Origin of the sequence: Nocardioides panzhihuensis (assembly GCF_013408335.1) — a bacterium.
Lineage (GTDB): Bacteria > Actinomycetota > Actinomycetes > Propionibacteriales > Nocardioidaceae > Nocardioides > Nocardioides panzhihuensis.
Genome location: NZ_JACBZR010000001.1, coordinates 5,841,037 through 5,865,907 on the forward strand (window position 1 = coordinate 5,841,037; position 24,871 = coordinate 5,865,907).

31 protein-coding genes are annotated in these 24,871 nt (G+C 67.1%); 7 read left to right on the forward strand and 24 right to left on the reverse strand.

The features are described from left to right. Window positions 1-115 precede the first annotated feature (115 nt). From BJ988_RS27645 to BJ988_RS27705, 13 genes are all read right to left on the reverse strand, one after another. Complete coding sequence (locus BJ988_RS27645) at window positions 116-1,417, reverse strand: DUF3631 domain-containing protein (RefSeq protein WP_246321592.1); 1,302 nt, start codon at window positions 1,415-1,417, stop codon at window positions 116-118. After that, window positions 1,414-2,442, reverse strand: a complete 1,029-nt coding sequence (locus tag BJ988_RS27650; RefSeq protein WP_179661026.1) for a bifunctional DNA primase/polymerase — start codon at window positions 2,440-2,442, stop codon at window positions 1,414-1,416. The genes BJ988_RS27645 and BJ988_RS27650 overlap by 4 nt, the downstream gene beginning before the upstream one ends. Further along, a complete protein-coding gene (locus BJ988_RS27655; RefSeq protein ID WP_179661027.1) occupies window positions 2,423-2,716 on the reverse strand; it encodes a hypothetical protein in 294 nt (97 codons plus the stop codon). The genes BJ988_RS27650 and BJ988_RS27655 overlap by 20 nt, the downstream gene beginning before the upstream one ends. Then, on the reverse strand, window positions 2,716-3,747 hold the full coding sequence (locus BJ988_RS27660) for a helix-turn-helix domain-containing protein (RefSeq protein ID WP_179661028.1): 1,032 nt from the start codon (window positions 3,745-3,747) through the stop codon (window positions 2,716-2,718). The genes BJ988_RS27655 and BJ988_RS27660 overlap by 1 nt, the downstream gene beginning before the upstream one ends. Window positions 3,748-4,026: 279 nt before the next feature. Beyond that, window positions 4,027-6,288, reverse strand: a complete 2,262-nt coding sequence (locus BJ988_RS27665; protein WP_179661029.1) for a cell division protein FtsK — start codon at window positions 6,286-6,288, stop codon at window positions 4,027-4,029. Window positions 6,289-6,290: 2 nt separating this feature from the next. Continuing rightward, the gene (locus BJ988_RS27670) at window positions 6,291-6,473 is read right to left on the reverse strand and encodes a hypothetical protein (RefSeq protein ID WP_179661030.1); all 183 of its coding nucleotides are present in this window, start codon (window positions 6,471-6,473) and stop codon (window positions 6,291-6,293) included. Further along, the gene (locus BJ988_RS27675) at window positions 6,473-6,688 is read right to left on the reverse strand and encodes a hypothetical protein (protein WP_179661031.1); all 216 of its coding nucleotides are present in this window, start codon (window positions 6,686-6,688) and stop codon (window positions 6,473-6,475) included. Before BJ988_RS27675 ends, BJ988_RS27670 begins: the two co-directional genes overlap by 1 nt. A 4-nt stretch (window positions 6,689-6,692) precedes the next feature. Next, complete coding sequence (locus BJ988_RS27680; RefSeq protein WP_179661032.1) at window positions 6,693-6,902, reverse strand: hypothetical protein; 210 nt, start codon at window positions 6,900-6,902, stop codon at window positions 6,693-6,695. Window positions 6,903-6,913: 11 nt separating this feature from the next. Further along, entirely contained in the window at window positions 6,914-7,309 is a 396-nt protein-coding gene (locus BJ988_RS27685; RefSeq protein ID WP_179661033.1) for a P-loop NTPase family protein, read from the reverse strand. Beyond that, the gene (locus tag BJ988_RS27690) at window positions 7,306-7,668 is read right to left on the reverse strand and encodes a hypothetical protein (protein ID WP_179661034.1); all 363 of its coding nucleotides are present in this window, start codon (window positions 7,666-7,668) and stop codon (window positions 7,306-7,308) included. Before BJ988_RS27690 ends, BJ988_RS27685 begins: the two co-directional genes overlap by 4 nt. After that, entirely contained in the window at window positions 7,665-7,877 is a 213-nt protein-coding gene (locus BJ988_RS27695) for a hypothetical protein (protein WP_179661035.1), read from the reverse strand. Before BJ988_RS27695 ends, BJ988_RS27690 begins: the two co-directional genes overlap by 4 nt. A 15-nt stretch (window positions 7,878-7,892) precedes the next feature. After that, complete coding sequence (locus BJ988_RS27700) at window positions 7,893-8,180, reverse strand: DUF6284 family protein (RefSeq protein ID WP_179656084.1); 288 nt, start codon at window positions 8,178-8,180, stop codon at window positions 7,893-7,895. A 92-nt stretch (window positions 8,181-8,272) separates the two neighbouring features. Then, window positions 8,273-8,542 (reverse strand): hypothetical protein, encoded by a 270-nt coding sequence (locus BJ988_RS27705; RefSeq protein ID WP_179661036.1) that lies wholly within the window; start codon window positions 8,540-8,542, stop codon window positions 8,273-8,275. Window positions 8,543-8,708: 166 nt separating this feature from the next. Here BJ988_RS27705 and BJ988_RS27710 point away from each other — a divergent pair, with 166 nt between their 5' ends. The 4 genes from BJ988_RS27710 to BJ988_RS27725 all read left to right on the forward strand — a co-directional run bounded on the left by BJ988_RS27710 (window position 8,709) and on the right by BJ988_RS27725 (window position 11,988). After that, on the forward strand, window positions 8,709-9,581 hold the full coding sequence (locus BJ988_RS27710; RefSeq protein ID WP_218861152.1) for an AAA family ATPase: 873 nt from the start codon (window positions 8,709-8,711) through the stop codon (window positions 9,579-9,581). After that, complete coding sequence (locus BJ988_RS27715; RefSeq protein ID WP_179661037.1) at window positions 9,578-10,150, forward strand: phosphotransferase-like protein; 573 nt, start codon at window positions 9,578-9,580, stop codon at window positions 10,148-10,150. The genes BJ988_RS27710 and BJ988_RS27715 overlap by 4 nt, the downstream gene beginning before the upstream one ends. Before the next feature lie 281 nt (window positions 10,151-10,431). After that, complete coding sequence (locus BJ988_RS27720) at window positions 10,432-10,707, forward strand: helix-turn-helix transcriptional regulator (protein ID WP_008362766.1); 276 nt, start codon at window positions 10,432-10,434, stop codon at window positions 10,705-10,707. 15 nt (window positions 10,708-10,722) lie between these two features. Continuing rightward, window positions 10,723-11,988 (forward strand): site-specific integrase, encoded by a 1,266-nt coding sequence (locus tag BJ988_RS27725; protein ID WP_179661038.1) that lies wholly within the window; start codon window positions 10,723-10,725, stop codon window positions 11,986-11,988. 43 nt (window positions 11,989-12,031) lie between these two features. Here BJ988_RS27725 and BJ988_RS27730 read toward each other — a convergent pair whose 3' ends face one another. Beyond that, window positions 12,032-12,706 carry a helix-turn-helix domain-containing protein gene (locus BJ988_RS27730; protein ID WP_008362762.1) on the reverse strand — a complete coding sequence of 225 codons (675 nt, stop codon included), beginning with the start codon at window positions 12,704-12,706 and terminating at the stop codon, window positions 12,032-12,034. A gap of 89 nt (window positions 12,707-12,795) precedes the next feature. Here BJ988_RS27730 and BJ988_RS27735 point away from each other — a divergent pair, with 89 nt between their 5' ends. Further along, the gene (locus BJ988_RS27735) at window positions 12,796-13,638 is read left to right on the forward strand and encodes a hypothetical protein (RefSeq protein ID WP_141782168.1); all 843 of its coding nucleotides are present in this window, start codon (window positions 12,796-12,798) and stop codon (window positions 13,636-13,638) included. Between the two features lie 70 nt (window positions 13,639-13,708). On the opposite strand, the gene BJ988_RS27740 is transcribed toward BJ988_RS27735, so the two are convergent. The 10 genes from BJ988_RS27740 to BJ988_RS27785 form a co-directional block, all read right to left on the reverse strand. Next, the gene (locus BJ988_RS27740; RefSeq protein ID WP_008362758.1) at window positions 13,709-14,059 is read right to left on the reverse strand and encodes a hypothetical protein; all 351 of its coding nucleotides are present in this window, start codon (window positions 14,057-14,059) and stop codon (window positions 13,709-13,711) included. After that, entirely contained in the window at window positions 14,053-14,655 is a 603-nt protein-coding gene (locus BJ988_RS27745; RefSeq protein WP_179661039.1) for an excisionase, read from the reverse strand. The genes BJ988_RS27740 and BJ988_RS27745 overlap by 7 nt, the downstream gene beginning before the upstream one ends. Window positions 14,656-14,899: 244 nt before the next feature. Next, window positions 14,900-18,394 (reverse strand): MobF family relaxase, encoded by a 3,495-nt coding sequence (gene mobF / locus BJ988_RS27750; protein WP_218861154.1) that lies wholly within the window; start codon window positions 18,392-18,394, stop codon window positions 14,900-14,902. A 259-nt stretch (window positions 18,395-18,653) separates the two neighbouring features. Beyond that, window positions 18,654-19,301, reverse strand: coding sequence for a cytochrome ubiquinol oxidase subunit I (locus BJ988_RS27755; protein WP_218861156.1), 648 nt, complete (start codon window positions 19,299-19,301; stop codon window positions 18,654-18,656). Next, window positions 19,298-20,203, reverse strand: a complete 906-nt coding sequence (locus BJ988_RS27760; RefSeq protein WP_218861158.1) for a cytochrome c oxidase assembly protein — start codon at window positions 20,201-20,203, stop codon at window positions 19,298-19,300. Before BJ988_RS27760 ends, BJ988_RS27755 begins: the two co-directional genes overlap by 4 nt. A gap of 7 nt (window positions 20,204-20,210) precedes the next feature. After that, entirely contained in the window at window positions 20,211-20,777 is a 567-nt protein-coding gene (locus tag BJ988_RS27765) for a DUF2243 domain-containing protein (RefSeq protein WP_218861160.1), read from the reverse strand. A 194-nt stretch (window positions 20,778-20,971) separates the two neighbouring features. Next, window positions 20,972-21,766 carry a sigma-70 family RNA polymerase sigma factor gene (locus BJ988_RS27770; RefSeq protein ID WP_179661041.1) on the reverse strand — a complete coding sequence of 265 codons (795 nt, stop codon included), beginning with the start codon at window positions 21,764-21,766 and terminating at the stop codon, window positions 20,972-20,974. Next, the gene (locus BJ988_RS27775) at window positions 21,763-22,014 is read right to left on the reverse strand and encodes a YgaP family membrane protein (RefSeq protein ID WP_179661042.1); all 252 of its coding nucleotides are present in this window, start codon (window positions 22,012-22,014) and stop codon (window positions 21,763-21,765) included. The genes BJ988_RS27770 and BJ988_RS27775 overlap by 4 nt, the downstream gene beginning before the upstream one ends. 245 nt (window positions 22,015-22,259) lie before the next feature. Next, window positions 22,260-22,526, reverse strand: coding sequence for a metal-sensitive transcriptional regulator (locus tag BJ988_RS27780; protein ID WP_008362732.1), 267 nt, complete (start codon window positions 22,524-22,526; stop codon window positions 22,260-22,262). After that, window positions 22,526-22,930, reverse strand: a complete 405-nt coding sequence (locus BJ988_RS27785) for a DUF302 domain-containing protein (protein WP_179661043.1) — start codon at window positions 22,928-22,930, stop codon at window positions 22,526-22,528. The genes BJ988_RS27780 and BJ988_RS27785 overlap by 1 nt, the downstream gene beginning before the upstream one ends. A 159-nt stretch (window positions 22,931-23,089) precedes the next feature. Between BJ988_RS27785 and BJ988_RS27790 the strand changes: the two genes are divergently transcribed. Together BJ988_RS27790 and BJ988_RS27795 are read left to right on the forward strand one after the other, a co-directional pair. Continuing rightward, window positions 23,090-23,392: a rhodanese-like domain-containing protein gene (locus BJ988_RS27790; RefSeq protein ID WP_179661044.1), complete on the forward strand. Its 303-nt coding sequence runs from the start codon at window positions 23,090-23,092 to the stop codon at window positions 23,390-23,392. A gap of 8 nt (window positions 23,393-23,400) precedes the next feature. Next, entirely contained in the window at window positions 23,401-24,870 is a 1,470-nt protein-coding gene (locus BJ988_RS27795) for an MBL fold metallo-hydrolase (protein WP_218861162.1), read from the forward strand. The last annotated feature ends 1 nt before the right edge of the window (window position 24,871 follow it).

Below are 24,871 nucleotides of genomic sequence, written 5' to 3' on the forward strand. Positions count from 1 at the left end.
AAGCCGTACCACTCGGAATCGTGGCCTGACCTCGGAAAACAGGGTCTTGGTACGGCTGGTACGGCTGGTACGGCTTGGGGCCCTCGACGTGTCGCCGGTCGGGTGGGGTGGGTGGTCATCGACGGGCCTCCGGGTCGCAGGTCGGGTGTGTGCGGGTGCCGTCGTCGATCGCGAGAGGTTGGCGGCAGATGAGGCAGGTTGGGGCGGGTGCGCAGTAGCGGGCCCAGGCGTCGGCGAACGCGGCACGCTGGTAGCCCTTGGCTTGTCCGGTGTCGAACCGGATCGTGTCGGATCGGATGTCGAAGTCGCGCAGCAGGAAACCGAGTTTCATCGCGGTCAGACCTTGCAGCGGGTTGGAGTAGGTCGCCCACGGTGCCTCGGGGTCGTCCTTGAGCCGGTCGAGCAGGACCGAGGTGGGCAGCGCTTCGGCGTCACCGAACGCGGTACGGCAGTCGGTCAGCAGTCGGGTTTGCAGGGTGGTCTGTGCGTTGGCGTCGCGGGTCTCGGTGAGGGTGACGCAGGCTTCGCGGCCGATCTCGGGCCAGTCGCCTCCGGCAAGGTCGGCGATCGCGAGCAGAGGTTCCCAGGTGTCGGCGGCGCGGTCCTCGACCGGCATGTCCGGGGTGGCGGTGCCGAGGTGGTCATGATGCGCGACCACCCACTGGTTCAGCCGCTTTCGGAGGTTGTCCAGCGCTGGACCATCACGGCGAGTCCGGTACGGCGCGACGGACTCACCAGGCGCGCGACGACGCATCCGGATAACGACGGCGCGGTCCTCGATGGTGTCCGGCATCGCACCGATCCCAGCGAGGGCGGCCATGGCGAATGTCTGGATGCGCTCGACGCTCGAGTTAGCGGCGTTGTAGCGCAGCGCGGGCCGGTTGCGCTGGTGTCCGGCGTTGAGCAGGCCGCGTAGGTCTTCGTTCTCGCCTGCCTTGGGTCCGAAGATGGTGTCGGCCTCGTCGAGCAGGATCGTGGGCGGGTTCTTCGTCTTCATCCCGATGGAGCGGTAAACGGCGCTGGGTGAGGCGTTGACGGTGAGCAGCGGGTCATGGCAGGTCGCCTCGGCCAGGTCGAGCAGCCGCGACTTGCCGCATCGTTTCTCCGGGGCACGGATCACCAGGCGGGGCGCGTGGGCCCACACGGGTACGGCGTGGGTGGCGGCGATCCAGAGAACGACCCCGGTCATGGCGTGAGCATCGGGGAGGATGACGTACTTCCCGATCGCATCGCGAACCTCGTTGAGCAGCAGCTCTCCCGCGTTGGGCGCGAAGTCGGCCGGGGTGAGCCTTTCCTCACCCGGGCTGACCGTGACGTTCTCGGCGGTGGTGGTGTCGTCGGCCATGGGTTGTTCCTCCGGGTTGGGTTCCGAGTTGGGCGTTGTCTGGTCGTCTCGTTGGTCGAAGGCGTGGGTCATGCGGCGCTCCGGGTCGCGGCGCGGCGGAAGCCGGACAGGATCGTGTTCTCGGCCTCGTAGGCGGTGTAGGCGCGAGCGGCGATGTGCCCAGCGGCAGCGACCAACAGCCGGTCGAGCGCGGAGTGTTCGGTGATCAGGTCGCGTGCAACCAACTTTCCGACTGTGGCGGCCGCGACGAAGAGCGCGGCGTTTCGGCCGCCCTTGGTCGCGTCCAGCAGACCCGCGACGCCGTTTGCGTGGTCGCCGTTGATCGCGATGTCGAAGACGCGGTTTACGTACGCGTCCGGGTCGCGCAGTGGCTCGCCGGACCCGATCGGCTGTAGTGGTCGGGCCTGTGTCCTAGAACCGTCCTGAGAGCGGTTCTGTGACGTGCGGGTGGCGGGTCGGCGGTCGTGGGTGAGGAGGTCGAGCAGGAACATCGGGAGCGGTGCGGCCGGGCGGTCGTCGATGATGTCGTACGCGCTAGCTCCGATGCTGGTTGGCGGTGCGGCGACGTATCCGCCGTGGGCGCGGGTGTCGATCAACCAGCCGATCTTTCCGGCTGTGTTGCCGTAGGCCACATCGGCCGGCGCAGCGTAGTAGAGGTGGGTTCCTCCGGAGACGGTGCGCACGGTGTAGGTCGGGGTGATGGTGCCGCCGTGGACTCCGGCGAGGTGGTCGAGCACGTCGGCGCCAGTGGTGATCTCGAACGACTTCCACGGTTCGGGGATCTCGGTTCCGGGCTTGTGGGTGTCGAGGTCGACCACGACCAGGCGGGAGGGCCCACAGGCGATCCCGACTCCGTAGGCGGGGTTGCTGGACCATGCTTTGGTGATCTTGTCGGCGCGGATGGTGGCGCGTTGCTCCCACCCGGCGTGAGTGGTGCGGCACCCCGGGGCGGTGCCATCGCAGTCGGTGGCACGGTGGTTCGGCGTAGCGGGCCGCTTGGAGCCGGGCAGCAGGGGGAAGACTCGCCAGCCACGGGCGGCGTAGTCCAGAGCGGTCGTGAGGCTGTCGGTCAGGGTGTCAGGCTGCTGCTGCATCATCGATCTGTCCTTCCTCGGATTCGTGCTGGTCGTGGTGCTGGTCTGGTTCGTGGCGGTCGGGTCGGGCGAGGGCGACCATGAAGCCCTTCAAGGTCGGTCGCGGGTGCTCGGCGGCGTACTCGGCGAGTTCGGTCGGATAGCCCAGGGATTCGGCCTCAGCGGCGAGGAACCAGGCGTGCGAGGCGTTGTGAAACTCGCTGGTGATCAGGTCGCGCCACCAGTGGCGGCGACGCTGCACATAGCGGCGGCGCGGACGGCGGGGAGGGCGGCTCATCAGGCACCCGCAGCCCTGCTATTGGTCCAGCGGTAGACGGTCCGGTCGGAGACGTCGAGCAGCCCGGCGACCTCGGGCACGGGCAGCCCGTACGCGCGCAGCTCGACCGCAGCGCACGCGGCGTGGACCTGGTCGCCGTCCTCGTCGTTCAGCGGCTCATCGCAGATGGCGCACTGGTCGATGTGGTCCTCGTTGTGGTGCGCGTCGTCGTGGGTGTCAGGGATGACAGTCAGGGTCGGCGCGACACTGACAGCCGGGGTGACAGCGGAGCCGGGAGCAGTGATCTCGTGAGGGTGGTTGTCAGGGTCGGTGTCACCCGCGGTGTCAGCCCTGGTGTCAGGGGTTGTGTCAGGGGTGAGGGTCGCCTGACGGCCGATCAGCTTGCCGTAGGCGATCGCCCCGGCCGCGTGCTTCTCGGCGGACCTGGTCAGCCGGGACGCGGCGCGGTTCTCGGCGCGCTCGACGGTCACCTTGATCTCGGCCAGAGCACGGGTACGTGCGGCCAGCCGCGCCGACTCGCCGTAGCCGGTGATGGTCTCCATGTGGGCGGCGTGACGAGCCTCGATCACGGCCAGGGCTCGCTGGTCGCGGATCTCTGCCGTGCGGGACCGGATGATCGCGGCAGTCTCCGGGGAGACGGTGACCTGGTCGCGGATCCCGTCAGCGACCAGCAGCAGCGCAGCCAGCGCCGGAATCGCCGACCAAGGGCCCATGTGCCCGACAGCAGCGAGCAGGACCGTCGAGGCGGCCACAGCAACCGCCGTGGCGGCACCGAAGCCGTAGGCGGCGGCTCGCTGTCCGGACTTGTAGGCACCGATCGTGGTGTGACCCAGCGCAGCCCACACCACATCAGCGGCGAGAGCGACGGCTACACCGACAGCGGGCGCGGCAGAACCTGCGGCGGGGATCATCGCGGCGACCTGCGGCGCGATGGTCACAGCGACCTGGACGAAGCCAACGAAGGTCATTCCGTAGCCGACACCAGCGAGGCCAGAGGGCCGTTTCTTGGTGGTGGTGGTGTGCGCGTTCATGGCGGTGAGTTCTCCTGTTTCGGACTGTTTCGGGCATGGGTGAGGTAGGGACTTGGGCCAGCGAGACGTTTCTGGAGGGTTTCTCCGCTACCGGGTGGAGGTGTTGGGCGAGGTGGGTAGCGGTAGCGGGCGGGAGGAGGGGTCGGATCGGCCCGGATCCAGGGTTCGAACGGGTGCGCGAAGTGGAGGGCTACTCCGCTACGTCGCTGGTCAGGTAGCAGTTTCGGTAGTAGCAGGGGTGCTACGGGTAGCAGCCGCTACGGCTACCGATTCCGGGGTTCAGACGGGTGCAAGGACACCTCCGATCGGGTTGTCGGGGTCGTCGGTGTCGGTGTGGCCGAGTGTGTCGGTCAGGTCGCGGCGGACCAGACCGCGTTTGTTGGTCTGCTTGCCGTCGATGACCTTCTTGACCTGGACGGTGCGGATCCCGTGGGGTTTGACGGCAGCGGTGACCTGCTCCCCGGTCCACCCGCCATAGAGCGACCCGTTGTGCTCGGCGAGGCGGGCGGCGAGTTCGTCGCACCAGACCTTCCCGTTGCTCCACTCCGGGTCGTGCTCGGGCCAGACCGCGAGGAGGTGGTCCAGGATGGATCCGGTGTCGTCGTCGGGCAGGATCTCCCCGGCCGCCATTCCGGTCAGGCGGCCAGCGGCCAACCGCGCAGCACGGGCACGGGCACAGATGACCTCGGCGGCGGGCGCGTCCACGAAGGAGGACCGGACGATGACCGGGTCGTCACCCTCACCGACGAGGTAGGCGATACCGAGGTCTTTACGACCGAAGGTGGTCGCGCGGATGCCGGACTTGTACATCGAGGTCCCCAGGACCATGTCGTTCTCGACCTGTCCCATGACCTTGAGGCACAGCCGCAGGACCGCGTTCGCGGAGATGCCGGTCGGGATGGACTTGGCGTCGGGGCGCTGGGTGGCCAGCCAGACCATGATCCCGACCGCGGGTCCGCGCTTGACCAGGTCGGTGACGATCTCGGCGATCTCGGCCCCGTGGGTGGGGTGCTCGAACATCTTCTGTGTCTCGTCAAAGGCCCAGAAGATCGGGTGCAGTTTGAGGGACTTCTCCGAGGCGAGAGCGTCGGTGACCTTGGACTCGGGGCACACCTCCCGGGGCAGGGTCTTGATGGCCTTGTAGCGGCGGCGCATCTCGATCGCCCCTTCCCGCAGGTCGCGGACGAGGTAGTCGATGTCTTCGGGGTCGTCCCCGGACCGGTTGGCGTGGGCGACGTCATCGAGCATCCCGAGGTCGGATCCGCCCTTGAGGTTGTAGGTGTGCAGCTCGACGCGCGGGTCCAGCGCGGCAGCGAGGCAGAGCAGGCGCAGGGTGAACGTCTTACCCATGCGCGGCAGGGCACCGATAAGACCGGTCGCGAACATCAGGGTCACGACCACGGGGCGGCCACGCTGGTCGACACCGATCGGGATCGGCTCGAACACGTTGACCTTCCCGGAGGTGGCCAGCGGCCAGGGCGCGGGCTTGGACTGGGCCAGGGACTTGTCGGCGACGTAGAGGACCAGGCGGCCGACGTGGACCTCGGGGTCGGTCTCGGGCCACACCTTCCCCAGGGAGCGACGCAGACCCGAAGCGAGACGGTCGCGCTGCTCGATCACCTCCGAGGCAGTCACCCCGGGCGGGAGGTCGAGTTCGGCACGGAACCCAGCACCGTCACGCATGATCGGCGAGACGAACGCGATCGCCTTCGCACCCTCCTTAGCCATGGCCTGGTTCAGCCGCGCCAGACCCAGCGAACCGAGCGCGTTGAGGATCAGGTCCGAGGTAAGCCGCGGCTCCTTGGCCGTGTCCACGGCACGGCCGGTGATCGGCTTGTCCGGGTTGCGACCGAGCAGGCCGAGACCAGCCAGAGCGGCCAAGCCGAGACCGAGCTGGACCATCAGGGAGTCGATCCCGTACACGACGTAGGCGGCGATGCCGGCCACGGTCAGGAGCATCAGGACCGCAAGGAAGACGCGCGCTTTGATCTGGCGGCGGTGGTCCTCCCTCAGCCGGAGATAGGCCCCGGCGTCGAGGGTGTTGCCGCGTACGGTCATCCGGTTCTCTTTGTCCTCGGCGTCGAAGATCCAGCCCCAGCACATAGCCATGACACGGCCCAGGCCGAGCGGGGACCGGGCGGCCAACTTCGCGTAGTACGTCGGCAGACGCACCCCGTGATAGGTCGTGGTGTGGCCGTAGTGCTTCACCGCCCACGCAGCCGCCGACTTCGCCGACTCGCGGTCCTTGGCCCAGGCGGGCAGGATCTCCCGGCGCGGGGCAGCCTTGACCGTGCCGGACCGGTCGTCGCGAACGGCGAGGACCTGACCGTCAACGATCTCCGGAGTCGTCTCCGTGTCGTCCTCGGCGGCGGCGTCGGTGTTGTCGTGAGCGGCCTGAGCGCGCTCAGAGACGTTCTCGGCGATGGCCGGGGCAGCGTTGGTGCTCTCAGAGGCTTCAGGAGCGGCCTCACGGGCGCGGCGAGCCGCGTCGAGGTCGTAGACCCCGATCCCGTGGGCCTCTTGGTTCGGTGTGGTGGTCATGATCAGGCTCCCTTCTCAGCAAGGCCAGCGGCCTTGGTCAGGTTTTTGGCCAGGGTCCGGGCGGCGGCGGGGGTGATGGTGTGGACGCCGACCTGGACATACGGCGTCCTCGCGGACGGGTCGACGACGATGTCGGGGGTGTTGGGCCCCGACCTGATGACGGTGACCTTGGGGCGCTTGGGCATCAGAACCAGCCCTTCGCCACTGGGTTGGTGCGCTTGACCGGCTTCTTGTTCCGGTACGGGTCGGACGCTTTGCCGACCTTGGCCTTCTTGCCCGCGTGCGGGTCCTTGGAGCCGGGCAGCTTCTTCGCGACCTTCGCGCGGTGGGTCCGGGCGACGTGGCGTGCGGTGTCCTTGACGGTGCCGTGGCCGAACAGGCCGGTGTACTCGACAGCCATGGCGTCACTTCACCCACTTGGGGAACTTGTAGTTCTCGGCCATGTCGGCCTGCTTGAGGTAGACCTTGGCCAGGTCTTCGCAGGTCTTCGCGGCGGCAGGCTTGCCCTGCTCACGGAAGCGCGCGGCTCCCTTCTCGGCCATCTCAGCCTCGCGGCGGAACTTCGCAGCCTGTTTCTTGAAGTCGGCCCGGGCGGCTGCCTTGTTGATCTTCATGACTAGTTCCTTTACCTCTCGGTGGTGGTGTTGTCAGGCCAGGGGTAGGAGGCGCCAGCTGCACGCGCGGTCGCGGCGATCACCAGCCGCAACGCGGTGCGGTCCAAGCCGGGCAGGACCTCGTTGAGGCAGACCGTGCGGTCGTAGGAGGCCAGGGACAGCGCGATGTCCAGCAGGCGACGCTCACCCCCGGAGAGGTAGCCACCGTCCGCGCGGTCGGCGTCGATCCAGGCAGCGCCGGGCTCGACCCGGACCCACGACCCGTTCAGCAGGCGACCGCCCCAGGCACGGACCAGCAGCTCGACCGCAGCCTCGTCGGGAAGGGAGCCCTTCGCCCAGCGGCGCAGAGCGGCCGCGATCTCGGGCTTGGATGTCGGGATCTTCGCCAGGTTCTCAGGGGTGCTCATGCTGCGGCCTCCGAGACGGTCCACACGCGCTCGGTGGTCGACATCTTCACGAACACCGTGGTCTCGCCACTGCCAGCAGGGACCCGACCGGACCAGTCGTGACGAATCAGCAGCCCGATCGCGTCAGCGACGTAGGCCCGGGCATCCTCGCTCAGGTAGAGCGCATCGGCGATCAGCTGTGCCGCGACAAGCCCAGCGGGCTCGATCTCCAGCAGCACAGCGGGTCGACGCTCCGGGGCCCCATGAGCGAGACGAACGTCCGTCCCCGCGCTCACCTTGAAGCCGTGCACGTCCACGTTCGGGACACACTCCAGGATGTTTGCGGCCCAGGTCAGATCCCACGACTTCGCGGTACTCATCGGGCACCCCCGGCGATGTTCGAGGCGGCCGAGAGAGCCGACGTCATCGCCGTCTCGATCCCGTCCAGGATCGGCGCGCCGATCGTGGTCGAGGCCAACGAGAGACCGAGGACCGCACCGAAGGCGAGGACACCCGGGTGGGTGCCGCCCCAGCGGACCATGAAGACAGCGACGATCAGGAAGATGATGAACAAAGGTGCGGTAACCATGACTAGATATGCCTTTCAGGCGGCCTCGGCCGGGACGGCCGGGCGAGGGTCGGTGATCGTGTAGACAGGCGCGGCCGAGATCGCCGCGTCGTGGTTGGCCTGCTGGACCAGCAGGTGCAGCAGTGCCGTCATCGCCCGGCGGTGGGCCCGCTTGGCGAGCGCGTCGGCCGGGTCAGCGAGCAGACGGCACTCGGCCTCGACCAGATCGACCTCAGCAGCGATCTGCGGCCACTCGGCTTCAATCGCGGCCAGGTCATCTCCGGTCGGCTCGTCTCGTGTGTTCGCGAAGTGGTCGGTGTGCATCGGGGTGGTTCCTTCCGGGTGATGAGCGGGTGTTGCTTGGTGGCCGGGCCGGGGCTGCCTCTGGGGCTCACCCCGGGCCCGGGGATCGTGGGTCAGGCTCCGTACTTTCGGGAGCGGGCAACCTGACGACCGGCTTCGGTAAGGGCGAACAAGGCATCGCCGGACGGGAAGGACCGGACGCAGCGGATGAGGCCGCGCTCAGCGAGACCCGTGATGACGCGGTGGTGGTGCTTCCGGGTGGCGATCTGGCCACGGTTGACCGTGTCGGCGGTGTCCTTGCGGGTCTGCCAGGCGGCGTACATCGCGTCGAGGGTCTTGCCCTGGTTGGCGGTGATGGTGGCGGTGGTCGTGATCATCTTCATGCCCTTTCCGTGGCCTGGCAGCCGGGTGGCTGCCTGTGTTCTACCTAACAACGGAATGGCTCACCATGTCAACTGTTAGGTAGAAGTTTCTGCGAGAAATTTCCGCTCGGGCTGGGGTCGTGCGACAGTTGTCAGCGAAACTGTTAGGTCAGAACGAGCACACTGAATGGCGAAGGTCGAACTAGGGAGACGCATGACAGACGGGCCAATCGACGCACTGGCGGGTGCGAAGCAGCAGCGGATCGCACGCGACATTCAGAACCAGATCGAGGCGGGGGTCCTACGTGACGGCGAGGTCATGCCGTCGACCCGAACGCTCGCCGAGCAGACGGGTGCGAGCGTCTGGACGGTCAATGAGGCGATGAAGGCACTCGCAGAGATGGGGCTGGTGGAGAACCAGTCGCGTTCGCGCCGGATCGTGCGATCTGCGCACCTCACGCCCAAGGTGAGCGAGGCGGCTCCCCGGGCTCTGCTGATCGGCGGCTACGCGGGTAGCGGCAAGACCGAGCTCGGGCGCATCCTCACCCGGCTGACGGGCTGGATGATCATCGACAAGGACACCATCACCCGCCCAGTTGTCGAGGTGGCTCTTGAGGCGTTGGGGGCTGAGTCGAGCGATCGGGAGTCGGAGACCTATTTGTCAAAGGTCCGGCCGCGTGAGTATGAGGCGCTGATGTCGACGGCGCACGAAAACACGGCATGCGGCGCTGGTGCCGTCGTCACGGCTCCCTTCTTGCGTGAGTTCAAGGACGCGTCGTGGCTCGCGCGCCAGCAGGCGCAGTTTGCGGACGACGGATTACCCATGACCGTCGTGTGGGTCACCTGTGACGCGGACACGATGCTGACCTATGTACGTCGTCGGGGTGCAGCTCGTGACGCGCACAAGCTGGCCACCTGGGACGCGTACATGGAGGCGATTGACCTCACGTTCCGTCCAGTCGTGGACCATCACGTCATCGACAATTCGACATCTGCGGAGCCTCTTAAGGATCAGGCGGCGCGACTGATAGCAACGCTCGCCGAGGTGCCCGCGAAATGACTCGCGGGGTGATCCTCTACGGTCCGCCGGCCGCTGGGAAGGACACCGTCGACGCTGCCCTTCGAGCGCTGTCGGATGACTACGTCCACTTCGCGCGAATCAAGGTCGGCGAGGGTCGCCGAGAGGGCTACCGAATTACGACCAGCGCCGCGCTCCAAGAACTACGGGAGCGCGGCGGCGTCGTGTGGGAGAACAGCCGCTACGGTGCGACCTATGCGGTTGACAGGCCTGGCCTGATCGACGCGCTCGGCCATGGGGTGCCGGTCCTCCACCTAGGACAGGTCGAGGCGGTCGACGCGGTAGCCACGGCGGTCAGTGGAGCGCGTTGGGTTGTCGTTTCTCTCTGGTGTCCGGAGGATGTCGCAGTCGATCGGTTGCGGCAGCGGGGGAGTGCGGACGTTGCAGAGCGTCTGGAGGCATGGCGGGCGACGCCCGAACTGGGAGAGGCAGACCTCAGGTTCGATACATCCATGGTCGAGCCGCGTGATGCAGCGCGACGTATTGACGCACATGTTCGGAAGGCCTGCACGCTCGCCGATTCATTCCCCCCCGATTCCCCCCGAGGGTGAAACGACATGCAATACATGCAACGCCTGCCAGGTGTTCTCAACCCATAGTTCTGGGTCTCCAAACCTTCGCAATGAGAAGGCCAGGGGTTCGAATCCCCTCAGCTCCACCAAGAAATACCAGGTCAGAGCGGGCATCCGTCATCCAGAACCAAGGATGAACAGATGCCCGCTCCGCGTTTACTCCGCGAATTCAGCCAAACCACCGCTCAGCTCGAGACGACATGGTCGAGGTTCCTCGGGCCGTCTCGGCCACTCGCGGCAGGCTCGGTGCCTTGGGGTGCATGGACACCAACCACAACGCCCACGACAACCCCGACGCCTACGACGCCCACGCCGCGACTGCGCCGTTCGGAGACGTGCTCACCCTCTCCGAACTCTGCGCCCACCTCCACGTCCCCATCCAGACCCTCTACGACCTGCGCTCCCAGGGCCGCGGGCCGCGGGGATTCCGAGTCGGCCGCGAACTTCGGTTCCGGGCGGGCGAGATCGAGGCTTGGCTGGCCAGCCTGGAGGAGGAGGACGCCCAACGTCATCGTCCCGACGCGGAGGCCGGCTGACGGGGGTGAGCGGTGATGACTCGACCGCGCATCGACATCGGCACCTACGGCACGATCACCACTCGCCGTAAGGGTGAGAAGACGATCGCTGAGACCCGGGTGCGCGATGCCGACGGCAGGGTCCGGCAGGTTCGGGTCAGCCGAGAGACAGCACCGCAGGCACGGCGTGAACTCAAGAAGCGACTGCTACGCCGCCCCGGATTCGGTCACGCCGGCGACCTGCGCCCCGACGCGCCGTTCACCACCCTCGTCGAACGCTGGGACGCTGACCTGGAGACCAAGGAGCTGGCCGACGGCACCAAGGACCACTACCGCGACCAAGTCCGCCTGTACATCATGCCCGCGTTCGAGCACTTCACCCTCGCCGAACTCACCACAGGCCGAGTGGAGGCGCTACTCAATGCCCAGGAGGCCGACTCGCCCTCCCGCGCCCGCAAGACCCGCACTGTGCTCAACCTGCTCTTCGGCTACGCACTGCGCCACGACGCGATCAACCGCAACCCCGTCCAGGGCACCTCACGGCTGCGAGCGGTGAAGAACAAGCCGAAGGCGCTCACCCTCGAACAGGTCAGCAAGATCCGCGAGGCCGCCGCCAACTGGCGCACCCAGCCCGGGCTGCCGGGCCCGAAACCCGACGGCCAGGTCCGAGACATCATCGAGATCCTGCTCGGCACCGCGATGCGCCCGGGCGAGGTGCTGGCCCTGCGCCCCTGCGACATCACCGACGGCCCGGCCGGGATGATCGCCGCGGTCACAGGCACCGTGGTGCAGCGTAAGAAGAAAGGCACCTTCCGCCAGGAACGCCCCAAGACCGACTCCTCGAACCGGCTCGTCCCGGTCCCGGAGTTCGCTGCTGCGGTGATCCGCCGCCGGCTGCGCGGCGTCCCAACTGAGCGCACCATCTTCGCCGGCCGCACCGGTGGCCCGCTGGTCCCGCCCAACGTACGCCGCACCTTCCGCGAGTTTCTGGTCGACGCGGGCTTGGGTGACTCCGGGATCAGCCTGCGCTGGTACCGCCGCACCGGAGCAACTGTCATCGCCCGTGGCATGGACAGTGATGCGGCAGCCACGTTCCTGGGCCACACCTCATCGGCGATCACCGAGGGCTTCTACATCGAGGTCGACACCACCATCGACCGGACCCCGGCCTCGCACATGGAGCGCACTTTCCGCCGGGAGAACCCCGACGGCACCCTGCTCACCCTCCCGCCCGCACCCGGGGAGGACGAGGTCATCGCGCGGGTCGAGCAGGAGGTTGATGACGGTGACACCGCCGCGTGATGCTGCCCGGGTGTGTCGACACCGGTGGTGATGGCCGGGTCCGTCACCAGTGCCGCATCAGCGCTCGGATCTGATCGGGGTCCAACCCGTATTCGGCCAGCCGCCGGAACACCCGCAGCCTCTTCGCGCGGGTCGCGGTTCGGCGTCGGTAGTCCTGCCCCCATGCCTGAGCGTCGGCGAGGATCAGCTCCTCGATGGCTTGATCCTTGGTCCAGCCGATCAACGGCCACCACGCCTCGCAAATCTCCGGAGGCAGGCCGTCAACCAGATCGGGCCATACGTCGACCAGAAGTGCAGCGTCGAGGTGCTCGAAGAGCTGCGTTTCGTCGCCGTAGCGCAACAGCCAGGCATAACCAGCAGCCCGCTTGTCGCGGTCACCCAGGGAGAACACCTTGTGATCGCGACCGTGCCATACCCATAGCGGCGCGAAGCACCGCTCGGGCGACAACCGCCACAGCCGGTTCGGCACCAGGGCCGTGGATCGCCCGGGCCCAGCGACCTCGATCTGGTGGAAGATGATCCGCTCGTTTAGAGCGAGCTCGAAGTCGAGGCAGCGCAAGATCCGCTCCAGGACCGCCAGGGTGGGCGACTTCGTGCCACGTTCGTAGGCCGACAGCGATGGCTGTGACGTTCCGCTTCGGCGCGCGAGCGTCTCTTGGGTCAGCCCGCGAGCAACGCGAGCGGCCTTCAACAGCGAGCCCTCGTGGCCGATGGCCATACCAAAACATAACTCTTCGGATCTGGCACGCTCAAGAGGCGTCTTTGTGCGGTGCACCTACCTGGTGACAACCAGGAATGGGGGACTCGATGAGCGTTGCAGACCAGTTTGGACTCGACGATCCAGCGTCACCGCTGCTCGCCGAAGCGCGAGAAGGATGGGAACGATGGTGCGCCGTCGACCCGCGCCTGGCCGTGGTCGATGACCTCGCTGACCTCAGAGAATGGACCCGCAAGGCCGATGTCGCGGACAAGACGGCGGTGTTACGGACTCTGGCGACTCTCACCGCCAGCGACCGGTCAGCAGTCGCAGCCCTGGTGTGGCTCCTGATCCCTGGAGCGTGCAGGGTCGCAGAAGGGCTGAGCGACCTGTCGCTCGACATCGATGCACTGGTCGCCTCCGAGCTGTGGGTGCAGGCCTGTCAGGCGCATCGGTTACGAACGCCGTGGCTGGCCCGGGCACTCCTGAACGCGACCCGACGCGAGGTCACAGCCTCCCTCGGTGTCGGTAGCCGTGCCGACCGCCACTGGAAGCATGTGCTGCTCACTGACGAGCTTGCCATGCTCGCGAGCTTCGCCAACGATCGCGCAGACCTGGAGGGGGAGGTCGCGCCGGAGGTGGAGTTGTGTGAGTTCCTCGACCAGGCAATCCGCGACCACGCTGTCGAGGAGGAGGATGTGCGCCTACTCCACGAGCTCGCCGCCGCCGCCGAGACCGTCAGCGCACCGCCACGTCGCGGACGACTCGGCTTGACCACACCTGCGGCCGTCGAGCTGGTAGCCCGCGACCACCCACAGGCGGCCCGTACGCTGCGGCGACGCGCTGCGCGTTCGTTGGACCGGCTGAAGATCTATGCCGCGGTGTGGACCGACGACACCAGCTGGGAGCGTGGGTGTTCAGAGCAGAAGGGCCGGGAGATCGGTGCAGCCTGACCCGGCAGGTCGTGATGACACGATCCTGTGGAGTCTGCATGAGGTTTGGCGCCTGGCAGCGGTTCGATTCTCACCAGCGGCGGTTCGGCCGGCGTTGTCGGGAGTGCCAGTAGATCCAGTCTCGCTCTTCTTTGCCGAGATCTGGCGGCGGCAAGCTTCCCCGTTGCTTGAAGTGCCACATGACCGACCGTGCGCCGAGGGTCGTCATGCCGTCAGCCAGGAGTGCCTTGAAGGCGTCGAGTGATGCTCGGGTGACCCGGTAGTGGGTCTGGCCTGGGGCGTAGAAGCGCCGGTCGAGGCACCAGCAGATCTCGTTGGCCTTCCAGATGGGGACGTCCAACTCCTCTGCAACCCGTCGGGCCGATACGAGCAGTTTGGGCGGGTCGGGCGGCTCCCAGTGCTCGGGCCGCATCTTCACCACCAGCCTTTCCTGGACTCTCGCGGCATCGAGTTCACCCAGGCGAGCAGCGATCCGTACACGATCCGATAGTTCCTCGCGCCCTCGCCGATGAAGACGCGGTCAAGATCACCGAGCGAGACTGCCTGACGGATCGCATGCTCAGGGAGACTGAGCATCCACGCGGCCTCCTTGACAGTGATGAGGATCTTCTCATCGTACGGATCGCTCACGTCGCCAGAAAACAGCGCGTCTCCTGCTGGCCGGCCTCCTCGGCGTCGCTTACCGGCTGGCGAGTCGATGGTGAGGTCGACCTCGGGTTTGGCCTCCTTCTTCTTCCCAGGCCGCTCGCGTGCCGGTGTTGTTGCAGGCGCCTTGGACACCGGCTCGGGTTGCGACCAGAAGTGGCCGGGCGGGTATGCCCCATGCTCGAGGTAATGGAGGCCGGCGGTTGTGAGCGTTGCATGCCATCGGGGTCCACGGCCCCTGATCTTGACGAGCCTTCGCCTCTCCAGAGCGCGTGCGGTCAGCCGCTGCGGGTTCGTCGCTTCGCCGGCACCGGGATCCCTCGCAAGCCAGTTGAGCACCGCCAACTGGGTGTCATTGAGTCGTGCTGTCACGTGCCCTGAGCCTAGGGCGATGATTCGGGGACCATCGAGCAGAACCGCGGGTAGACCGGCTCCGGGCGCGATCCGACTGCGAGGCCGCGAACGCAGGACTTCTGCACCGCACGCAGCGGATGCTGCTGCCGAGACAGCGTCGTCAAGACCTTCACCGTGGCGAGGGACCCGTGGGGAATCGGCAGACTTCCCAGAAGACGAGGCTCTCTTGGAGCGAGATAGGGTCCGAACGTGACGGGGTGGGTCACAGGCCGAATGCCGAGGGGCTAGCGTGCCCGGCTGACTCGCGTCGTGACTGAAGCGGGTCGTGTGGGGTGAGTTTGCGGATGCGGTAGGTCAGGGCGGCGATGGCATGGCTCTCGGGCAGAGCACGGCTGGCGAGGGCACGGTCGAGCAGTCCGCTGGCGTCGTGGCCGCGGCGATGGAGTGTGTCGAGCATGCGGGCGAGTTCGATGGCCTCGCCTCTGGTGTGGTCGTCCTGGGCTGGGGTTCCTGTCCGGTGGATGATCAGCTCGTGCCAGCGGCGGACCGAGTCGCTGTGGCGAACGGTGAGCTGCCGTAACAGGTGGCGTTGGAAACGAGCGGCGATCGGGTCGTTGACGGCTGGCCCGGTCGGGCGCGGATCGTCCTCCGGCACGTCGTGGGCAGCCCGCCACAGCGCCACGGTGTCGTGGAGGTCGCCGAGGACATCGGCATACCGGGCGATCCAGGCGGGACGCTTCCCGTTCTTCATCGCAGTCGGTGCGTCGGCGCCATGCGCGTGGTTGAGGAAGCCGTCTGCGGTCACCTCGACGTGCCGGGCGCGCGCGGCGAGGTAGGGACCCCACGACTCGTCGCGCGCGAGGCCAGCGGGAACTGACGGGAGCCAGGGGAGCGGGCCCACGCCCGCCGCCTCGATGGCTTCCTCCCAACCGCTTCCGAGCACCCGTTGTGCTCCGGTGGTGACCGCGTCGCCATAACGTACGGAGGCGTCGTGGAGCTGGGTGGACCAGCTGCGACCGCGGCGGAGCGTGGTGGTGGCCGAGACCGCAGCCCCGTCACGAGCCACCACCTCGTCGAGGACCTGGATCGCGGTCAGCTGCTCCTCTATCCCTGGCAGCGTGCACTGCTCCCGATCGGCATCGACCGGATCGACCGGTTCGAGCACCACATGGACATGGTTCTCAAGCCGGCCGCGGGTCAGCATCGTGTACAGCATCTGCCGGTCCTCGCGGCCATCGACGATCCCGTGGACGACGTCGGTGGTGAGGCCTTGGGCGGTGTGGACGGTCGAGGCGTAGCCGAGCTCGACATGGTCGGCCACATAGTCAGCGGGCAGCACCGCGGTCAGGCCGGTGGTGGCGTGGCGGACGGTCAATGTGCCACGGCGGACGCGGGTGATGGTCCAGCGGTCACCGTTCTTGACCCAGTCGGTGCCAGAAACCGCGAGACGCCGCTGGTTGTGGCGGGTGATGATCGTGTCGCCGACGGATGCCTGGTTGCCATCGGCCAGCTCGACCTGGGTCCGCGGGTCGACGCCGCCGAGACGCTGGGTGCGTGCCAGTTGGTTGAGGGTGGCGACCATGTCTCGTGTGGGCGCCAGCATGAGTGCGTCCAGGCCATGCTCTCGGTCGTGTTGCCAGGCGGCGAGGACCTCGGCCATCGTCGTGTCCTCGTCGCCGGTGTGGACGCGGTCGTGGTCGAAGTAGAACCCGATCGCGGCCCGGTCGCCGTCGCGAAGGTCGAGGGAGGCTGCGGCCTCGCCGGGATCGATGAAGCGTACGACCTCCTCGAGCCGGTCGGCACCGTGCCGGTGGGCGATATCCCGCAGCACACCACCGGCACCGACCGCTGAGAGTTGCTGGTCATCGCCCAAGAGCCGGATCATGGCACCGCGTGAGAGGCAGAAGGTGACCACGCGGTCGAGGGTCAGGGTGTCGGCCATCCCTGCCTCGTCGATCACGACCAGGGTCTCGGGCCCGATGCGGGTGCTCAGTCCGTTGCGATGGTCTCGACCGGCGTGGTTTTGGGTGAGGATCTCGTCGTCGATCTTGGCGAGGGTCTCGCACGGCAGGCCAGTGGCGTCCTGGAGTACCTTCGCGGCGGCCGCGGACGGGGCCAGCCCGATCGCGTCATAGCCGTTGGCCGTCCACACCGCAGCCAAGACCTCGACCGCGGTGGTCTTCCCCGACCCCGCAGGCGCTAGGGCGAGCCGGACCCGGTGGCCGCCGGCCAGCGCATGCACCAGCGCACGTTGCCCGTCATTGAGCCGCACCCCGGCGACCGTGCTGGCCGCCAGGACGATGTCGATCTCCTCCGGAGAGAACGCGAAGTCGCTACCCAACCCGGCCGCGTCGACCAGCAGCTGTTCGGCTTGAAGGATCCGCTGACTGGTGTAGTGATCAGCACCGGTGTGCCGGTAGACACTGGTTCCGTCTGAGCGCCGCAGGCCACCCGGCTCGCGAAGATCGGCCCTCAGAAGGACGGGATCATCATCGGGTGTGAGAGGCACCGACATCCCCACGGCCGCGACCACAACATCATCAACCAGGGCGGGTAAGTCGTCGGCGGCGACCCTGCCAGATCCCGCCATTCGTACTTGGCGTTCGGCCTCGGCCCGTAGGTGCCAGCTCTGCCAGGTCGCTCGACGGGTTTCGAGCTCGGTGATCACGGCGACCGCCATTGCCCGGATCAGATGCGCTTCCATGGGTCCGCCAGAGCGCGGACCGCGATCCGACCGAGACACGTCCAGCGCCGTACGGATCATCGCATCGAGGGTCGACTCGCTGCCCAGGAACTCCGATGCCTGGCGGCGCCAGAGTCGTCGCTGATCGGCCTCGGCGCGCGGTTCGTGCTTGGGGGCACGCGTCTCGAGATTGGCCTGCTGCACCAGCCGGAGCCGTTCCGGCTCGGTCGGCGGCCGACCGTGCTCGACGACGAACGCGGTCACCAGGTCGTTCTCGCGGCGGTCGATGTCCCTGGCTCGCCGCGACCACAATCGACACAGACCGGCGGAGACACCCACGGCCTCGCGGACCGGGCGCCGCTCTCGAGGATTCGCACGCTCAGTGAACATGACACCGAGCGCTTCACCGAGCCGATACTCGAGCGCGGTGTTGTACGTCTCCGAGATCGCCACCGTGTGCTGAAACAACACACGCCCGTAGACCGTCAGCCATCGACCTGAGTGCTTCGCCTGCACCTTGTTCGCGACAGCCACATGAGTGTGGAGGTCCGGGTCGCCGGCACGCGAGTCCCGGTGACGGAACGCCGCCGCGATCAGACCCCGGGTCTCGACCTGCCGGACCCCATCGGTCCCTTCCCGGGTGAACAGCACGTCGTGCTCGACATAGGCCAACGCGTCGTGGACAGCGGCATCGTGGGCCTGCTCGATCGCCCGCGCAATCTCGGGTGGCGCGACCGCCCACAGCGCCGAGACCGACTTCACCGGACTGAAGGTCAGGTCGAACCCAGCCACTCCATCCGACCGTGTCCGCCGACCCAACGGCCGCCCAGCGACCGGATGCTCCCCGGCACCGAACAGGTGCCCCATCTGCCCGGCCGTCACCACATCGCCCGAGCCGATCCCGTCTCCGGCGAACGCGGCGAGCCCTGCCCCGACCCACTGGCCAGGTGCCTCGCCCTCGGCTTCGTAGTAGTCAGCCAACGCGGTGCTGCCGAGCTCGGTGGAGTCGCCAGCCGCCACCTGCCGGGTCAGGTACTCATACCCCGAGCCCGCGGCCAGCTTGTGGATCGTCATGGTCACACACCCCAGGGACGACGGAGGCCCGCGAGTGGCCCAGAGGAGCGGGAATGAAAGAGGTCTGCCCCGGCAGACGGGGATCTACCGGGATAGGCCAAGACTTGCGGCACTCCCACCGGGTTCGGCCTTTGCAACCGGGTAAGGAGCCGCGCGACAGCGTCCGCTGTCGAGCGTGTGTTCGTGGGCAACGTAACGGACAGTCCGGCGCCCCGGGGAACAACGGGAGTGACCATCGAGTGGTGAGGTTGCGGTGGCATCACCTTTGGAGCCGCTGCGGCGACGCGATTGGCGAAGCTTGGGGTAGTCCTTGGGCGAACTGGAGGACGACGATGCCGTTGAACATCGCTGCCCACGGGTCGATGTCTGTGACCTCTCCATCGATGATGCGAAAACCACTAGGTGCGTTCATCCAGGCATTGACCGAGATCACGCAGAATGTGCCGACCACACCGGCGATCGCCATCGGTACCACCATCAGCAGGTGTTGACGTGGCGGCATCCTGCCCCAGCCATAGAGGTAGATCCCGAGGAAGATTGCCTCTACGAAGAACGAAAGGCCCTCGAGCGCGAACGGCAACCCGAGCAAATCGCCGAATTCACCCATCAGCCCCGGCCACAACAAGCCCATCTCGAAGCTCAGCACCGTGCCGGAGACCGCGCCGATCGCGAAGAGCACCGCTGACACTTTCGCCCAGCGCTGGGCGAGGCCGAGAGCTACCGCGTCCCCGCGCGCGATCCCGCGCCAGTGCGCGACGAAGATCATCGCTGGGAACGCGACCCCGAAACAAGCTAGGACGATGTGCCATCCCAGCGAGAGCGCCATCTGCTGGCGCGCGGGAAGGAGACCCTCAGGTTCCAGGGTCGTGGCCAATGGCAGCAGGTCCGTCAACACAGTTGTGCTCATGCCCCTTCAGGAGTGGCAGTTCGAGCCAGGCGCTCGTGGCGCGCACGCGACGATCGATGGCCTGAGCGCGATGAGGATGGTGCTGTCTTCCAGGTGAGGAGAAGGGCCACGGCGAGCAGCAGCTCGGCGATGTCGCCTCCGAAGTACATCAGGTTTCCCGCAGCCTGCATCTCGGCGATGGGCTCCCTGACCTGGACAAGGAGGCCGGCGAAGATCAGTTGGGCCACTGTTGAGTGGATCGCGATAGAAACGGCGAGGACCACCAGTCTCAGTCGTACTGAGGCACGGCCCGGGGAGGGGTCGGGGCCTGCGATCGCCCAGGCGAACAGCAGTCCTGAGGCGAGGAGGTGGGCGTGGACGGCGATGTGGACGGCGTCGTGCTCGGTGCTCAGTGCGTACGGCGGGGTGAAGTAGAGGGCGATCAGGCCGCCACTGGTCAGCAGCAGTGCCAAGAAGGGGTGGGAGAGCACGCGGATGAAGCGCGTGTGCAGCAGCCGGCCTAGCCGTCGCGCCTGGCGGTGGGGGAGCTGGCGCAGCAACAGCGTGATGGGTGCTGCCAGCACAAGGGCCAGTGGAGCGATCATGGCCAGCAGCAGGTGCTGGGCCATGTGGCCGCCGAAGTCACGGTCGGCGTAGCCGTCGAATCCAGGGCTCAAAGCAAATATGATGAGGGCCGAGCCGAATAGGTAGAGCGCTATCCGGTGTATGGGCCAGCCGCGGCGACCTCGTTCACGCAGACTCAACCATAGGTAGCCGATGGCCAAGGAAGCGACCAGCAACAGCGGAAACCAGACGCTCAGAACACCTACGGTGTCGGTCCATATCCCGGTGTTGTGCCCCTCTGGTCCGTGGGCGAGTACGTCTGCCTGGGCGCGGGGTATCGCGGTGATGATGGAACTCACGGCGACCTCAGGAGCGGGTGGTGGTGGGGCGGTTCGGTGACTTCGTGGCGTCGGTGTAGCTGGCGCCGCGTTGTAGCAGCCATCCTGCGATCACCAGTAGCACCCCGAGAGCGAGGAAGGCCAGGTCCCACGCCATCTGGTTGTCTCCGCTGCGCACGTGGTGGATTCCGAGTATGTGATGGTCGATGATTCCTTCGACCAGGTTGAATACGCCCCATCCGACAAGGATCCAGCCCCACAGGGCTCGGGCGACCCACACCCTGCCTCGGGAGTGCTGGACACGGGAGTAGAGCAGGGCGATCCCGAGCAGGACCATGACCCAGGTGAAGGTGTGGAAGAGACCGTCCCACACGGTGTTCATCTGCAGGCCGTGCACGGTGGTTTGTGGGTAGTAGCGGATACCGACGTTGTCGGTGTTTGTGGAGGTCAACATGTGGTGCCACTGCAGCACCTGGTGCAGCAGGATTCCGTCGACGAACCCGCCAATCCCAACGCCCAGGACGATTCCCGGTGTCATCAGGCTTCGCGGCTCGGTTGACGTCATCGAGTTGGCGGACTGGGCATCGGTGGACATGGGATATCCCCTCCTGGGGTTGGCTGTGAGCCGCCCGGTACCCCTTCAGAAGCCTTGAGATGCTGTGCCAGCCACGCCTGATGTCTCAGCTACGGCGGGCGTACGGGTCCAGTCCGGGGAGCCTTGCCGGAGGTCATGAACGGTGATACGCGGCGCCGATGGTCCCGGGGGACTGCACGCGGCGGGAGGCATGCTCAGGGTGCTGCGCTCGGTCCAACGTTGGTGTCGCCCTTGTGTCGTTGTTGCAGCGCTTCGCGGACCCGTTGGATCTGGTTCGGACCTAGGGCGGCCTCGTCGGCGAGGGCGCCTAGGGCAGCGGTGACGCCGACCAAGCTGGCGTAGATCGGGGGGCAGGTTGGACAGCTGGCGAGGTGCGCTTCTAGCCGTTGGCGTTTCGCGGCCGAGAGTTCGTTGTCGATGTAGGCGCTGACTTGGGAGCGAGCGTCCCAACAGCGCAACGGCAGTTGATCCAGGGGGCGAGACTTCAGCTCTGCCAAGGCGGTGACCAGCATCATTCGTCCGCGACGCAGACGTTGCTTGGCGGCAGCCAGGGAGATGGACTGGATCGAGGCGATCACGGGCACGGTGAGGCCTTCCATGTCGTGGAGCACGACCGCGGACCGGTAGATGAAGGGGAGGGCCAGCAGTGCGTCGCGCAGCTCGTCGGCTGTTTCTGCGCGCTCGATCACGACCGCGGCGTCCACTGTCCAGCTGTCGTCGCGCCAGGCCGTGTCGGCCAAGGCTGCGACGTCCTCGCGGGGCGTTTCCCGCTGGCGGCGCCCCTGGTCGATGGCGAGGTTGTGGAGGATGCCGCGCAGCCACGCTCCCAGAGGCGCTTCGTGCCGGTAGGTCTCGCGACGTTCAAGAGCACGGGCGAGTGTCTCCTGCGCCAGGTCCTCGGCTCTGTGTCGGTCACCGGTGACCGACCAGGCGTAGGCCCCAAGCCGTGGGAGTTCCGCAACCAGCTGGTCGAGGAGGTCTGAACTCAACGGCGAGATTCACCCGCCGCGGTGGGGGCTGAGGGCGAGCGTCCTGCGCGGCCGAGGGTGCGGATCCCGAACGGCAGGTACAGCGGACAGGTGCCGACCGCGGAGGTTGCGGCCATGACCGCCGCGAGTGCGTAGAAGATGAGTGACAGTGCACTGAGTGGGCCAAGGATGATGCCCGCGACAACGAGTACCGGCGCGATGACGAACAGGCGGATGGAGCGGTCTGCACGTCCCATGTTGAGTTTCATCAGTCCCCCAATGGTGGTGGGTTTGTATCGGTAGACGCAGCACGGCTGCTTATCGATACAAACCGCTGACCCGAGTGGCCCGCGCGGCCGGACTGTCGGTCTCGAACGAGTCCGATGACCTCAAATGGTCGAGACAGTGGAAACCGGCGGAGCCATCGTCCGTCGTTGAGAAGGTCATCGAACCGGCTGTTGGTGGCTCGAGCCGGAGGCCGGCATCTGGTCTCGACGTTGGTCGTCGGCCTTGCTCAGGCGAGGGCGAGGAACAGTTTCTCCATCTTCTTGACGTCCACGTCCTCCAGCCCTTCCTCGCTCTGTTCGAGGCACTGCTGCAGTCCGGTGGCAACGATGGCGTAGCCGGCGCGGGAGAGGGCCTTGTTGACAGCGGCCAACTGGGTCAGCACCGACTCGCAGTCGGAGCCTTCCTCCATCATCCGGATGACGCTGGCGAGGTGTCCGTTCGCGCGCTTCATTCGGGTGATGATCGCTTTGATCTCGGTGGGTTCGAGGTCCATCAGTTGTTCTCCAGGGCGGCCAGGGCCGCAGTCAGGCGCTGCCGTGCGTCGGTCGCGACAGTGCGGAGTGTGTCGCCGGCCTGGCCGGCGAGAGACATCATCGCCTCGGGGTCGAAGGCCTCGACGACCGTGGTTGTGTCGTCGAGGGCACGCACGACCACGTTGCAGGGCAGCAGGGTGGCGATGGACGGTTCGGCTTGTAGCGCCTGGTGGGCCAACTGGGGGCGACACGCGCCCAGGATGACCTGCGGGGCGACATCGACGTCGAGCTTGGCCTTCAGCGTTGCCTTGAGGTCAATCTCGGTGAGGATGCCGAACCCGGCGGCGGCAAGCTCGCCGCGCACCGCCTCGACCGCCTCCTCGTAGGGGCGGTTCACCGTGGTCTGGAGCGTGTACTTCGTCATGGGGCGTTCCCTCCCGGGTACCGATCACTGCATGGGTGAGTGGTCTGCACCATCAACTGTACATCCCCCATGGGGGTTCTGTTACGCTCGAATCTAACCCCCCGGGGGGTTAGATTGTAGTGGCAGCCACGAGCCGATTCGCCCAAGGAGTTCCCTTTCATGCGTGAGACCACCGTCGAGCACCTTTCCTCGGCCCTCGAGCAGGGCGCGACCCTGATCGACGTGCGAGAGCCCGTCGAGTACCGCCGTGGCCACGTCCCCGGCGCGGTCAACATCCCAATGAGTCAGCTGACGACCCGGCTCGGTGAGATCGACCGCAAACGTCCGGTGCACGTGGTGTGCGCCTCGGGCAACCGCAGCAGCGCGATGACCGAGGTTCTGACTGCAGCCGGCTACGACGCAACGAACGTCGCCGGCGGAACAAGCGCCTGGATCCGCTCCGGGCGATCGATCCAAAAGTGAGGCGAACCATGAACGAGCCCACGAACACCGAGCCCACCGCCCCTGCCTCGGCGACGGGGGAAGCGCAGCAGCGCCCGGTCACAGGCGTGACCGTACGCACTCTGGAGACCCCCTCCCTGGGGGACCGCACCTACGTCGTGCACGACGGCGAGATCGCCCTCGTCATCGACCCGCAGCGCGACATCGACCGGGTGCTGGAAGTGCTGGAGGCCGACGAGGTCCGGCTGACCCACGTCTTCGAGACCCACATCCACAACGACTACGTCACCGGCGGCCTGGCGCTCGCGCGGGCGACCGGCGCGGCGTATGTGGTCAATGGCGAGGACGAGGTCTCCTTCGACCGCACCTCGATCACCGATGGTCAAGCCGTCGAGGTGGGCTCGCGGATGCGGGTCCGGGCGATCGCCACTCCCGGCCACACCTTCACCCACCTCTCCTACGCCCTCTCTCTCGATGGGCCCGACGGGGAGGAGCCGTACGCCGTGTTCACCGGTGGCTCCCTGCTTTACGGCGCCACCGGCCGACCGGACCTGCTCGGTGAGGAGCACACGGGCGAGCTCGTGCGCCACCAGCACGCCTCCGCCCACAAGCTCGCCGCTGAGCTGCCCGATGACGCCGAGGTCTACCCGACCCATGGGTTCGGCTCGTTCTGCTCCGCGACCCAGTCCGACGCCACCGCGTCCACCATCGGACAGGAGAAGCGGTCCAACCCGGTGCTGACTCAGGATGAGGAGACCTACGTCCGCGAGCTGCTGGACGGGCTGGGTGCGTGGCCGGCTTACTACGTGCACATGGGCCCCGCCAACGCCGCCGGCCCGGACGCGCCGGACCTTTCCCCTGTTCGAGAAGCCGATGCGACAGAGCTGCGCCGCCGTATCGAGGCGGGCGAGTGGGTCCTCGACCTTCGCAACCGCAAGGCCTTCGCGGCCGGGCACGCCCCAGGCACGTTCAACTTCGGTCTCGACGGCGCCTTCTCGACCTATCTGGGCTGGCTCATCGAGTGGGGCACCCCGGTGACCCTGCTCGGGGAGACCGCCGAGGACGTCGCCACCGCTCAACGTGAGCTGGTTCGTATCGGCATCGACCGACCGGCCGCCCATGCCACCGGCGGTCCGCAGAACTGGGCCGATGCCGAGCTCGGCAGCTTCCCCACTGCCACCTTCGCCGACCTGGCTCAGGTGCGCCATCACCGCGAGGTCGTCGTGCTCGACGTGCGCCGCGCCGATGAGCACGAAGGGACCGCGATCGCCGGGGCCCTCAACATCCCGATCCACGAGGTGCCCTACCGCCTCGAGGAGATACCGGCCGGTGAGGTGTGGGTGCACTGTGCCAGCGGCTACCGCTCCTCGATCGCCGCCTCCTTCATCGCTGCCGCAGACCGCACCCCGGTCGCGATTCACGACTCATTCGAGAACGCAGAGAAGGTCGGCCTGCACATGGTCACCCCCGGGGAAGATCCCGACGGGTCCGACGCCTGAG

Coding starts and splice junctions, on each gene's coding strand:
- BJ988_RS27645 (WP_246321592.1), bottom strand. CDS start 1,417: ATGACCCACGCCTTCGACCAACGAGACGACCAGACAACGCCCAACTCG.
- BJ988_RS27650 (WP_179661026.1), bottom strand. CDS start 2,442: ATGATGCAGCAGCAGCCTGACACCCTGACCGACAGCCTCACGACCGCT.
- BJ988_RS27655 (WP_179661027.1), bottom strand. CDS start 2,716: ATGAGCCGCCCTCCCCGCCGTCCGCGCCGCCGCTATGTGCAGCGTCGC.
- BJ988_RS27660 (WP_179661028.1), bottom strand. CDS start 3,747: ATGAACGCGCACACCACCACCACCAAGAAACGGCCCTCTGGCCTCGCT.
- BJ988_RS27665 (WP_179661029.1), bottom strand. CDS start 6,288: ATGACCACCACACCGAACCAAGAGGCCCACGGGATCGGGGTCTACGAC.
- BJ988_RS27670 (WP_179661030.1), bottom strand. CDS start 6,473: ATGCCCAAGCGCCCCAAGGTCACCGTCATCAGGTCGGGGCCCAACACC.
- BJ988_RS27675 (WP_179661031.1), bottom strand. CDS start 6,688: ATGGCTGTCGAGTACACCGGCCTGTTCGGCCACGGCACCGTCAAGGAC.
- BJ988_RS27680 (WP_179661032.1), bottom strand. CDS start 6,902: ATGAAGATCAACAAGGCAGCCGCCCGGGCCGACTTCAAGAAACAGGCT.
- BJ988_RS27685 (WP_179661033.1), bottom strand. CDS start 7,309: ATGAGCACCCCTGAGAACCTGGCGAAGATCCCGACATCCAAGCCCGAG.
- BJ988_RS27690 (WP_179661034.1), bottom strand. CDS start 7,668: ATGAGTACCGCGAAGTCGTGGGATCTGACCTGGGCCGCAAACATCCTG.
- BJ988_RS27695 (WP_179661035.1), bottom strand. CDS start 7,877: ATGGTTACCGCACCTTTGTTCATCATCTTCCTGATCGTCGCTGTCTTC.
- BJ988_RS27700 (WP_179656084.1), bottom strand. CDS start 8,180: ATGCACACCGACCACTTCGCGAACACACGAGACGAGCCGACCGGAGAT.
- BJ988_RS27705 (WP_179661036.1), bottom strand. CDS start 8,542: ATGAAGATGATCACGACCACCGCCACCATCACCGCCAACCAGGGCAAG.
- BJ988_RS27710 (WP_218861152.1), top strand. CDS start 8,709: ATGGCGAAGGTCGAACTAGGGAGACGCATGACAGACGGGCCAATCGAC.
- BJ988_RS27715 (WP_179661037.1), top strand. CDS start 9,578: ATGACTCGCGGGGTGATCCTCTACGGTCCGCCGGCCGCTGGGAAGGAC.
- BJ988_RS27720 (WP_008362766.1), top strand. CDS start 10,432: ATGGACACCAACCACAACGCCCACGACAACCCCGACGCCTACGACGCC.
- BJ988_RS27725 (WP_179661038.1), top strand. CDS start 10,723: ATGACTCGACCGCGCATCGACATCGGCACCTACGGCACGATCACCACT.
- BJ988_RS27730 (WP_008362762.1), bottom strand. CDS start 12,706: ATGGCCATCGGCCACGAGGGCTCGCTGTTGAAGGCCGCTCGCGTTGCT.
- BJ988_RS27735 (WP_141782168.1), top strand. CDS start 12,796: ATGAGCGTTGCAGACCAGTTTGGACTCGACGATCCAGCGTCACCGCTG.
- mobF (WP_218861154.1), bottom strand. CDS start 18,394: ATGACGATCCACAAGCTGGCCGCGGGCTCGGGGTATGAGTACCTGACC.
- BJ988_RS27755 (WP_218861156.1), bottom strand. CDS start 19,301: ATGAGCACAACTGTGTTGACGGACCTGCTGCCATTGGCCACGACCCTG.
- BJ988_RS27765 (WP_218861160.1), bottom strand. CDS start 20,777: ATGTCCACCGATGCCCAGTCCGCCAACTCGATGACGTCAACCGAGCCG.
- BJ988_RS27775 (WP_179661042.1), bottom strand. CDS start 22,014: ATGAAACTCAACATGGGACGTGCAGACCGCTCCATCCGCCTGTTCGTC.
- BJ988_RS27780 (WP_008362732.1), bottom strand. CDS start 22,526: ATGGACCTCGAACCCACCGAGATCAAAGCGATCATCACCCGAATGAAG.
- BJ988_RS27785 (WP_179661043.1), bottom strand. CDS start 22,930: ATGACGAAGTACACGCTCCAGACCACGGTGAACCGCCCCTACGAGGAG.
- BJ988_RS27790 (WP_179661044.1), top strand. CDS start 23,090: ATGCGTGAGACCACCGTCGAGCACCTTTCCTCGGCCCTCGAGCAGGGC.
- BJ988_RS27795 (WP_218861162.1), top strand. CDS start 23,401: ATGAACGAGCCCACGAACACCGAGCCCACCGCCCCTGCCTCGGCGACG.